Source organism: Kitasatospora cheerisanensis KCTC 2395 (assembly GCF_000696185.1).
Lineage (GTDB): Bacteria > Actinomycetota > Actinomycetes > Streptomycetales > Streptomycetaceae > Kitasatospora > Kitasatospora cheerisanensis.
In genome coordinates this window covers 4,595,469-4,605,683 of the sequence record NZ_KK853997.1, presented here as the reverse complement: position 1 = coordinate 4,605,683, position 10,215 = coordinate 4,595,469, and the positions used below count along the sequence as shown (strand labels likewise).

The 10,215-nt window shown below is 71.3% G+C and carries 10 protein-coding genes; all 10 read right to left on the bottom strand.

The annotated features are described in order from the left end of the window. Positions 1–7: 7 nt before the first annotated feature. Genes nuoK through KCH_RS20990 form a run of 10 tightly spaced genes read right to left on the bottom strand, consistent with a single transcriptional unit; the run spans position 8 to position 10,204 of the window. On the bottom strand, positions 8–307 hold the full coding sequence (nuoK, locus tag KCH_RS21035) for an NADH-quinone oxidoreductase subunit NuoK (RefSeq protein ID WP_035865142.1): 300 nt from the start codon (positions 305–307) through the stop codon (positions 8–10). Then, positions 304–1,149, bottom strand: coding sequence for an NADH-quinone oxidoreductase subunit J (locus KCH_RS21030; RefSeq protein ID WP_035865141.1), 846 nt, complete (start codon positions 1,147–1,149; stop codon positions 304–306). The genes nuoK and KCH_RS21030 overlap by 4 nt, the downstream gene beginning before the upstream one ends. Then, complete coding sequence (nuoI, locus tag KCH_RS21025) at positions 1,146–1,727, bottom strand: NADH-quinone oxidoreductase subunit NuoI (RefSeq protein ID WP_035865139.1); 582 nt, start codon at positions 1,725–1,727, stop codon at positions 1,146–1,148. Before nuoI ends, KCH_RS21030 begins: the two co-directional genes overlap by 4 nt. A gap of 8 nt (positions 1,728–1,735) precedes the next feature. Then, complete coding sequence (nuoH, locus tag KCH_RS21020; protein ID WP_035865138.1) at positions 1,736–3,070, bottom strand: NADH-quinone oxidoreductase subunit NuoH; 1,335 nt, start codon at positions 3,068–3,070, stop codon at positions 1,736–1,738. After that, positions 3,067–5,508 carry an NADH-quinone oxidoreductase subunit G gene (locus KCH_RS21015; protein WP_035865137.1) on the bottom strand — a complete coding sequence of 814 codons (2,442 nt, stop codon included), beginning with the start codon at positions 5,506–5,508 and terminating at the stop codon, positions 3,067–3,069. The genes nuoH and KCH_RS21015 overlap by 4 nt, the downstream gene beginning before the upstream one ends. Continuing rightward, on the bottom strand, positions 5,505–6,863 hold the full coding sequence (gene nuoF / locus KCH_RS21010; protein ID WP_035865135.1) for an NADH-quinone oxidoreductase subunit NuoF: 1,359 nt from the start codon (positions 6,861–6,863) through the stop codon (positions 5,505–5,507). Before nuoF ends, KCH_RS21015 begins: the two co-directional genes overlap by 4 nt. Next, on the bottom strand, positions 6,863–7,603 hold the full coding sequence (nuoE, locus tag KCH_RS21005) for an NADH-quinone oxidoreductase subunit NuoE (RefSeq protein WP_035865132.1): 741 nt from the start codon (positions 7,601–7,603) through the stop codon (positions 6,863–6,865). Before nuoE ends, nuoF begins: the two co-directional genes overlap by 1 nt. Further along, the gene (locus tag KCH_RS21000; RefSeq protein WP_035865130.1) at positions 7,600–8,928 is read right to left on the bottom strand and encodes an NADH-quinone oxidoreductase subunit D; all 1,329 of its coding nucleotides are present in this window, start codon (positions 8,926–8,928) and stop codon (positions 7,600–7,602) included. The genes nuoE and KCH_RS21000 overlap by 4 nt, the downstream gene beginning before the upstream one ends. Beyond that, complete coding sequence (locus KCH_RS20995) at positions 8,928–9,653, bottom strand: NADH-quinone oxidoreductase subunit C (RefSeq protein ID WP_035865127.1); 726 nt, start codon at positions 9,651–9,653, stop codon at positions 8,928–8,930. Before KCH_RS20995 ends, KCH_RS21000 begins: the two co-directional genes overlap by 1 nt. Next, the gene (locus KCH_RS20990) at positions 9,650–10,204 is read right to left on the bottom strand and encodes a NuoB/complex I 20 kDa subunit family protein (RefSeq protein WP_035865125.1); all 555 of its coding nucleotides are present in this window, start codon (positions 10,202–10,204) and stop codon (positions 9,650–9,652) included. The genes KCH_RS20995 and KCH_RS20990 overlap by 4 nt, the downstream gene beginning before the upstream one ends. Between the last annotated feature and the right edge of the window lie 11 nt (positions 10,205–10,215).

Below are 10,215 nucleotides of genomic sequence, written 5' to 3'. Positions count from 1 at the left end.
CCTCCGCCTACAGCTTCATCAGGTTGCTGTCGTCGACCGAAGCGGAGTGCCTGGTCCGGAAGATGGAGACGATGATGGCGAGGCCGACCACGACCTCGGCCGCCGCGACCACCATGGTGAAGAACGCGAGGATCTGGCCGTCCAGGTTGCCGTGCATCCGGGAGAAGGTGACCAGCGCCAGGTTCGAGGCGTTCAGCATCAGCTCCACGCACATGAACAGCACGATCGCGTTGCGCCGGATCAGCACCCCGGAGGCGCCGATGGTGAACAGCAGCGCGGCGAGGTACAGGTAGTTGACCGGGTTCACTCCGCCTCCTCCTTGGTCGGCACGGTCTCCAGGGCCTGGCGGGGCGCGGCGACCTGCGGGCGGGCGGAGGACGGGCGGCCCAGCCAGTCGGCGGTGCTCTCCTCCAGTTCGGCCATCCGCCGGAGCATCTCCTGGCTGACGTCGCGGATCTGGCCGCGCTCGCGCAGGGTGCCCATCACCGAGTCCTCGGCGACGGTGCCGTCGGGCAGCAGCGCCGGGATGTCCACCGCGTTGTGCCGGGCGTACACGCCGGGCGCGGGCATCGGCGGGACCTGGATGTTGTCCTTGACCCGCTGGGCGGCGAGTTGACGCTGGGTCAGCCGCTCGTGGACCCGCTCGCGGTGGGTCAGCACCATCGCGCCGATCGCCGCGGTGATCAGCAGCGCGCCGGTCACCTCGAACGCCCACACGTACTTGGTGAAGATCAGCTTCGCCAGGCCCTGCACGTTGCCCTCGGCGTTCGCCTCGGACAGGCCGGTGAAGTGCGACAGCCGGGCGTTCGCCAGGCCGGCGATCAGCAGCACGCCGAAGCCGACACCGCAGAGCACCGCGGCGATCCGCTGGCCCTTCAGCTGCTCCTTCAGCGAGTCCGCCGAGGAGACGCCGACCAGCATCACCACGAACAGGAACAGCATCATGATCGCGCCGGTGTAGACGACGATCTGCACCACGCCCAGGAACACCGCGCCCTGCGCCAGGTAGCAGACCGCCAGCGACAGCATGGTGGCGGCCAGGCAGAGCGCCGAGTGGACCGCCTTCCTCATCAGCAGCATGCCGAGGGCGCCGCCGACCGCGATCACGGCCAGCACCCAGAACTGCACGGCCTCGCCGGTGGAGGTCATGACTGCGCCTCCTTGTCGCGCGCGTGCTTCTCCTGCTGCACGGTGCCCGGCGCGGCGCCGGTGATCTCGCCCCGGTAGTAGGCGCCCTCGTCGGCGCCGGGGAAGATCGCGTGCGGCGAGTCGACCATGCCCTCGGTCAGCCCGACCAGCAGCTGCTCCTTGGTGAAGATCAGGTCCTGCCGGGAGTCGTCGGCGAGCTCGTACTCGTTGGTCATGGTGAGCGCCCGGGTCGGGCAGGCCTCGATGCACAGCCCGCACAGGATGCAGCGGGCGTAGTTGATCTGGTAGACGGCGCCGTACCGCTCGCCGGGCGAGTAGCGCTCCTCGTCGCGGTTGTCGGCGCCCTCGACGTAGATCGCGTCGGCGGGGCAGGCCCAGGCGCACAGCTCGCAGCCGACGCACTTCTCCAGGCCGTCCGGGTGCCGGTTCAGCTGGTGGCGGCCGTGGAAGCGCGGAGCGGTGGGCTTCTTGTACTCCGGGTACTGCTCGGTGAGCCGCTTCTTGAACATGGCCTTGAAGGTCACGCCGAAGCCGGCGGCCGGGCCGAGGATCGACTTCTCCGAAGATTCGTCAGACATGGCGGCGCTCAGCTCCCTTCGGAATGGTCGGCCCCGTTGAGGGCGTCCTGGAGTTGCGGGGTCCGGCGACGGCGGCGCGGGACGGGCGGCATTTCCTGGCCCGGCAGCGGCGGCACCGGGTAGCCGCCGGCCATCGGGTCGAAGGCGGCGGGCGGGGCAGCGGCGGGCTGCGGCTCCTCGGGCTTCCGGCGCACCACGTCCGCCACCAGGGCGACCAGCAGGACCACCGCCAGCGGGGCGCCCACGTACAGCAGCACCTTGCTGAAGTCGTAGCCCTCGTTGCGCAGCGCGCGCACCGCGGAGACCATCACCAGCCACACCAGGGAGACCGGGATGAGCACCTTCCAGCCGAGCTTCATGAACTGGTCGTAGCGGAGCCGGGGCAGCGTGCCGCGCAGCCAGATGAAGAAGAACAGCAGCAGCTGGATCTTCAGGACGATCCACAGCATCGGCCACCAGCCGTGGTTGGCGCCCTCCCAGAAGGTGGAGATCGGCCAGGGGGCGCGCCAGCCGCCGAGGAACAGCGTCGAGGCGACCGCGGAGACGGTGACCATGTTGACGTACTCGGCGAGCATGAACATCGCGAACTTCAGCGAGGAGTACTCGGTGTTGAAGCCGCCGACCAGCTCGCCCTCGGCCTCCGGGAGGTCGAACGGGGCGCGGTTGGTCTCGCCGACCATCGCCACGATGTAGACGATGAACGACACCGGCAGCAGCACCGCGAACCAGGTCGGCTGCTGCGAGGCGACGATCTCCGAGGTCGACATCGAGCCGGAGTAGATGAACACCGCCGCGAACGACAGGCCCATCGCGATCTCGTAGCTGATCATCTGGGCGGAGGACCGGATGCCGCCGAGCAGCGGGTAGGTCGAGCCGGACGACCAGCCGGCCAGCACGATGCCGTAGATGCCCACCGAGGCGGTGGCCAGGATGTACAGCAGCGCGATCGGAAGGTCCGTCAGCTGGAGCGGGGTGCGGGTGCCGAAGATCGACACCTCGTTGCCGGCCGGGCCGAACGGGATCACCGCGAACGCCATGAACGCGGGGATCGCGGCGACGATCGGCGCCAGGATGTAGACCGCCTTGTCGGCGCCCTTCACCACCAGGTCTTCCTTCAGCGCCAGCTTCACGCCGTCGGCCAGCGACTGCAGCAGGCCCCACGGGCCGTGCCGGTTCGGGCCGATCCGCAGCTGCATCCAGGCGACGACCTTGCGCTCCCAGACGATGGCGATCAGCACCGTCAGCACCAGGAACGCGAAGCAGAACACCGCCTTCAGCAGCACCAGCCACCACGGGTCGCGCCCGAAGTAGCCGAGGGTCTCGTAGGCAGCAGAGAGGTTCACGATTCCTCCGCCGGGGCGATGGTGACCAGGTGGCCGAGCGTGGTGCCGAGCGTGCGGTGCACTCCGCCGGGCGTGGAGTTGAGCGGCAGCCAGACGGTGCGGTCGGGCATCGCGTCGGTGATCTCCAGCGGCAGGGTCAGCGACCCGGCCGGGCCGGAGACCCGCAGCGCGCCGGCGGCGCCGATCTCGGCGGCGGTGGCGGCGGACAGCCGGGCGACCACCGGGTGCCGGGTGCCGGCCAGGTGCTCGTCGCCGTCCTGCAGCGAGCCGTTGTCGAGCAGCATCCGGTGCCCGGCCAGCACGGCCTGCCCGGACACCGGGCGGGGCAGCGCGCCGGGGTGCGCGGCGGGCGCGGCCGGGCGGTCGCCCAGCCACGGGGTGAAACGGTCCAGCTCCAGCCGGGCCGCCCGGACGTCGGGCAGGCCGATCGGCCGGTCCAGCGCGTCGGCGACCATCGACAGCACCCGGACGTCCGAGTGCAGGTGACGGCTCATCAGCTGGTCGGGCTTGATCGCGGGCTCGAACAGCCGGACCCGGCCCTCCCAGTCCAGGAAGGTGCCGGCCTTCTCGGCGACCGCGGCGACCGGCAGCACCACGTCGGCGTGCGCGGTGACCGCGGACGGGCGCAGCTCCAGCGAGAGCACGAACCCGGCCCGCTCCAGGGCCTGTTCGGCGAGCGCCGGGTCGGCCAGGTCGTCCAGGCCGACGCCGCCGACCACCAGCGCGTCCAGCTCGCCGGCGGCGGCGTCCGCCAGGATCCGGTCGGTGTCGCGGCCGGCCGCGGCGGGCAGTTCGGCGACGCCCCAGTGCGCGGCGGCCTCGGCGCGGGCGGCGGGCACCTCGACGGCGCGGCCGCCGGGCAGCAGCCCGGGCAGCGCGCCTGCCTCGACGGCGCCGCGCTCGCCGGCCCGGCGCGGCACCCAGGCGAGCTTCGCCCCGGTGGTGTGCGCGAGGCGCAGCGCGGCGGTGAGGCCGCCGGCGGTCTGGGCGAGGCGTTCGCCGACCAGGATCACCGCGCCCGGGGAGCGCAGCGCGTCCGCGCAGCGGCCCGCGTCGTCGGCGAGCACCTCGTCGCCGGCGAGGGCGCCGAGCCACTCGGCCTCGGTGCCGGGGGCGGCGGGCAGCAGCGCGCCGTGCAGCTTGCCGAGGCCGCGGGAGGCGTGCGAGGCGATCGCGAACACCCGCAGGCCGGACGCCCGGTTGGCCTTGCGCAGCCGCAGGAAGACGATCGGGGCCTCTTCCTCGGCCTCCAGCCCGACCAGCAGCACGGCCGGTGCGGCTTCGAGCTGACGGTACGTCACTCCGGCGCCGTCCAGGTCGGTGCCGTGTCCGGCGACGGCGGCGGCCAGGAACTCGGCCTCCTCGCCGCTGTGCGGGCGGGCCCGGAAGTCGACGTCGTTGGTGCCGAGCGCGAGGCGCGCGAACTTGGCCCAGGCGTAGGCGTCCTCGACGGTGACGCGGCCGCCGGCCAGGGCCGCGGCGCGCTTGCCGCGCAGGCCCTCGGCGACCCGGGCGAGCGCCTCCGGCCAGGACGCGGCGGCGAGTTCGCCGTCCTCCCGGCGGATCATCGGGGAGGTGAACCGGTCGCGCTGCTGGGCGTAGCGGAACGCGAACCGGCCCTTGTCGCAGTTCCACTCCTCGTTGATCTCCGGCTCGTTGCCCGCCAGCCGGCGCATCACCTTGCCGCGCCGGTGGTCGGTGCGCTGCCCGCAGCCGGCCGAGCAGTGCTCGCACACGGACGGGGAGGACACCAGGTCGAACGGGCGGGAGCGGAACCGGTAGGCGGCGGAGGTGAGCGCGCCGACCGGGCAGATCTGGATGGTGTTGCCGGAGAAGTACGAGTCCAGCGGCTGGTCGACGCCGGTGCCGACCTGCTGGAGCGCGCCGCGCTCGACCAGGTCGATGAACGGGTCGCCGGCGATCTGCTGCGAGAAGCGGGTGCAGCGGGCGCACAGCACGCAGCGTTCGCGGTCCAGCAGCACCTGGGTGGAGAGCGGGACCGGCTTCTCGTACGTCCGCTTGACGCCCTCGAACCGGGAGTCGGCGGCGCCGTTGGTCATCGCCTGGTTCTGCAGCGGGCATTCGCCGCCCTTGTCGCAGACCGGGCAGTCCAGCGGGTGGTTGATCAGCAGCAGTTCCATCACGCCGCGCTGCGCCTTCTCGGCGACCGGCGAGGACAGCTGGGTGCGCACCACCATGCCCTCGGCGACCGGGATCGTGCAGGAGGCGACCGGCTTGCGCTGGCCCTCGATCTCCACGATGCACTGGCGGCACGCCCCGGCGGGGTCGAGCAGCGGGTGGTCGCAGAAGCGCGGGACCTGGGTGCCGATCTGCTCGGCGGCGCGGATCACCAGCGTGCCCTTGGGGACGCTGACTTCGACGCCGTCGATGGTGAGCGTGACCAGCTCGGTCTGGGTGGAAGGCTCGGTGACCGTCACGCGTGCACCTCCCTCTCGGTGGCGGACTCGTGGACGGAGGCCCGGTCGGCCCAGACGGTGGAGGCCGCCGGGTCGAACGGGCAGCGGTGTTCGTCGATGTGCTGCTGGTACTCGGCGCGGAAGTGCTGCAGCGAGGAGACGATCGGGCTGGCCGCGCCGTCGCCCAGCGCGCAGAACGACTTGCCGTTGATGTTGTCGGCGATGTCGAGCAGCTTCTCCAGGTCGCCGGGCGCGCCCTGGCCGGCCTCGATCCGCTTGAGCAACTGGACCAGCCAGTAGGTGCCTTCGCGGCACGGGGTGCACTTGCCGCAGGACTCGTGGGCGTAGAACTCGGTCCACCGGGTGACGGCTCGCACCACGCAGGTGGTCTCGTCGAACACCTGCAGGGCCTTGGTGCCGAGCATCGAGCCGGCCGCTCCGACGCCCTCGTAGTCGAGCGGCACGTCGAGGTGCTCGTCGGTGAACATCGGGGTGGAACTGCCGCCCGGCGTCCAGAACTTGAGGCGGTGCCCGGCCCGGACGCCGCCGGAGATCTCCAGCAGCTGGCGGAGCGTGATGCCGAGCGGGGCCTCGTACTGGCCGGGGTTGGTGACGTGCCCGGACAGCGAGTACAGGGTGAAGCCGGGCGACTTCTCGGTGCCCAGCGACTTGAACCAGTCCTTGCCGCGGGCCAGGATCGGCGGCACCGAGGCGATCGACTCGACGTTGTTGACCACCGTCGGGCAGGCGTACAGGCCGGCGATCGCCGGGAACGGCGGGCGCAGCCGGGGCTGGCCGCGGCGGCCCTCCAGCGAGTCCAGCAGCGCGGTCTCCTCGCCGCAGATGTACGCGCCGGCGCCGGCGTGCACGGTGATGTCCAGGTCGGTCCCGGAGCCGAGCACGTTCTTGCCGAGGTAGCCGGCCTGGTACGCCTCGGCGACGGCGGCCTGCAGGCGGCGCAGCACCGGGACGACCTCGCCGCGCAGGTAGATGAAGGCGTGGTTGCAGCGGATCGCGTAGGAGGCGATCACCATGCCCTCGATCAGCGAGTGCGGGTTGGCGAACAGCAGCGGGATGTCCTTGCAGGTGCCCGGCTCGGACTCGTCGGCGTTGACCACCAGGTAGTGCGGCTTGCCGTCGTTCTGCGGGATGAACTGCCACTTCATGCCGGTGGGGAAGCCGGCGCCGCCGCGGCCGCGCAGACCGGAGTCCTTGACCAGGGCGATCACCTCGTCCGGGGCCATGGCGAGGGCGGCGCGCAGCCCGTCGTAGCCGCCGTGCCGGCGGTAGGTGTCGAGGGCCCAGGGGCGGTGGTCGTCCCAGGACGCGGAGAGGACCGGGGAGAGCAGCTTCTCGGCCGGCTCGGCGGAGGTCATCACGCTTCCGTCCCTTCTTGCCGGGGGGAGACCACCTTGGCGCCCGGAGTGCCGGGCAGCGCCTCGCCCTTGGCCAGGCGCAGGCCGGCCAGCGAGGGTGCGCCGCCGGCCCCGGACTCGTCGACCGCGCCCTCGCGCGGGTCGGCGAAGCCGGCCAGGATCCGGGAGGTCTCCTTGAACGAGCAGAGCTTCGCGCCGCGGGTCGGCCGTACCTCTTCGCCCGCGCGCAGCCGGTCGACCAGCTCCCGGGCGGACTCCGGGGTCTGGTTGTCGAAGAACTCCCAGTTGACCATCACGACGGGCGCGTAGTCGCAGGCCGCGTTGCACTCGATCCGCTCGATCGAGATCGCGCCGTCCTCGGTGGTCCGGTTGTTCTCGATCTCCAGGTGCTGCTTGAGCTCGTCGAAGATCTGGTCGCCGCCGAGCACCGCGCACAAGGTGTTGGTGCACACCCCGACGTGGTACTCGCCGGCCGGGCGGCGCCGGTACATGGTGTAGAAGGTGGCGACCGCGGTGACCTCGGCGGTGGTGAGGTCCAACTGCTCGGCGCAGAACCGGATCCCGGTCGCCGAGACGTGGCCCTCCTCGGCCTGCACCAGGTGCAGCAGCGGCAGCAGCGCCGAGCGCGAGTGCGGGTAACGGGCGATCAGTTCGGCCGCGTCGGCGGCCAGTCGGCGCTCGACCTCCGGCGGGTAGGGCTTGGCCGGCAGCGCCGGCAGGCCGAGTTCTGTGCTGCTCACCGGTCCACGCCTCCCATCACCGGGTCGATCCCGGCCACTGCCACGATCACGTCGGCCACCTGGCCGCCCTCGCACATCGCCGCCATCGTCTGCAGGTTGGTGAACGACGGGTCGCGGAAGTGCACCCGGTAGGGCCGGGTTCCGCCGTCGCTGACCACGTGCACGCCGAGTTCGCCCTTGGGGGACTCGACGGCCGCGTACGCCTGCCCGACCGGGACCTTGAAGCCCTCGGTGACCAGCTTGAAGTGGTGGATCAGGGCCTCCATCGAGGTGCCCATGATCTTCCGGATGTGGTCCAGCGAGTTGCCCATGCCGTCGGGGCCGACGGCGAGTTGGGCGGGCCAGGCGATCTTCTTGTCGGCCACCATCACCGGTCCGGGCTTCAGCCGGTCCAGGCACTGCTCGACGATCCGCAGCGACTGCTTCATCTCCTCCAGGCGGATCACGAACCGCCCGTAGGAGTCGCAGCTGTCGGCCACCGCGACGTCGAACTCGTAGTTCTCGTACCCGCAGTACGGGTCGGTCTTGCGCAGGTCGTGCGGCAGCCCGGTGGAGCGCAGGATCGGGCCGGTCGCGCCGAGCGCCAGGCAGCCGGGCAGGTCGAGGAAGCCCACGTCGACCAGGCGGGCCTTGAACACCGGGTTGTCGGTGGCGAGTTTGTCGTACTCGTGCATCCGGGAGCGGAGCAGCTTGACGCCCTCGCGGATCTTGTCGACCGCGCCGGGGGGCAGGTCCTGGGCGAGCCCGCCGGGGCGGACGTAGGCGTGGTTCATCCGTAGGCCGGTGACCAGCTCGAAGATGTCCAGGACGGTCTCGCGGTCCCGGAAGCCGTAGATCATCAGGGTGGTGGAGCCGATCTCCATGCCGCCGGTGGCGAGCGCCACCAGGTGCGAGGAGATCCGGTTCAGCTCCATCATCAGCACCCGGATCACGGACGCCCGGTCGGGGATGTCGGCGGTGATGCCGAGGAGCTTCTCGACGGCCAGGCAGTAGGCGGTCTCGTTGTACAGCGGAGTGAGGTAGTCCATCCGCGTCACGAACGTGGTGCCCTGCACCCAGTTGCGGAACTCCATGTTCTTCTCGATGCCGGTGTGCAGGTAGCCGATGCCGCACCGGGCCTCGGTGACCGTCTCGCCGTCGATCTCCAGGATCAGCCGCAGCACGCCGTGGGTGGACGGGTGCTGCGGGCCCATGTTGACGATGATCCGCTCGTCGTCGGCTCCCGCGACGGCCTCGGCGACCTCGCCCCAGTCGCCGCCGGTGACGGTGAACACCCGTCCCTCGGTGGTCTCCCGGGCTCCTGCTTCGTAGTGGGTGCTGCTCATCAGCTGTACGACCTCCGCTGGTCGGGAGCCGGGATCTGGGCGCCCTTGTACTCGACGGGGATGCCGCCGAGCGGGTAGTCCTTGCGCTGCGGGTGGCCCAGCCAGTCGTCCGGCATCATGATCCGGGTGAGCGCCGGGTGGCCCTCGAAGACCAGTCCGAAGAAGTCGTAGGTCTCCCGCTCGTGCCAGTCGTTGGTCGGGTAGACGCTGACCACGGACGGGATGCGCGGGTCCGCGTCGGGCGCGGTCACCTCCAGCCGGATCAGCCGGCCGTGGGTGATCGAGCGCAGGTGGTAGACCGCGTGCAGCTCCCGGCCCGGCTCGGACGGGTAGTGCACGCCGCTGACGCCCAGGCAGAGTTCGAAGCGCAGCGCCGGGTCGTCGCGGAGGATCCGCACCGCCTTCAGCAGGTGCTCGCGGGCGACGTGGAAGGTCAGTTCGCCGCGGTCCACGACGGTCTTCTCGATCACCTCGTCCACGTCGAGGCCCTGCTCCTCGAGCGCGCCCTCGAACTCGTCGGCCACCTCGTCGAAGTAGCCGCCGTAGGGGCGCTCGCTCGGGCCGGGCAGCACGATCGGGGCGTGCAGGCCGCCGAAGCCGGAGGTGTCGCCGGTGCCGCGGGCGCCGAACATGCCCTGCCGGGTGCCGACCACCTCGACCGGGATCTCCCGCCTGGTGGAGGGGAGTTCGGGCGTCTCGTCGGCCGGCGTCTGGTGGTCGCTCATCGCAGCAGCCCCCGCATCTCACTGGTCGGGGTGGCCTGCAGCGCGAGGCGCTCGGCCTCCTCCTCGGCCCGGCGGCGGTTCACGCCGAGCTTCTCGTGCTGGATCTTGTCGTGCAGCTTGAGGATCGCGTCGAGCAGCATCTCCGGGCGGGGCGGGCAGCCCGGCAGGTAGATGTCGACCGGGACGATGTGGTCGACGCCCTGGACGATCGCGTAGTTGTTGAACATGCCGCCGGAGGAGGCGCACACGCCCATCGAGATGACCCACTTGGGGTTCGGCATCTGGTCGTAGACCTGGCGCAGCACCGGGGCCATCTTCTGGCTGACCCGGCCGGCCACGATCATCAGGTCGGCCTGCCGCGGCGAGCCGCGGAACACCTCCATGCCGAACCGGGCCAGGTCGTAGCGGCCGGCGCCGGTGGTCATCATCTCGATCGCGCAGCAGGCGAGCCCGAAGGTGGCCGGGAAGACCGAAGCCTTCCGCACCCAGCCCGCGGCGGCCTCCACGCTGGTGAGCAGAAAGCCGCTCGGCAGCTTCTCCTCGATACCCATCAGTTCCCTCT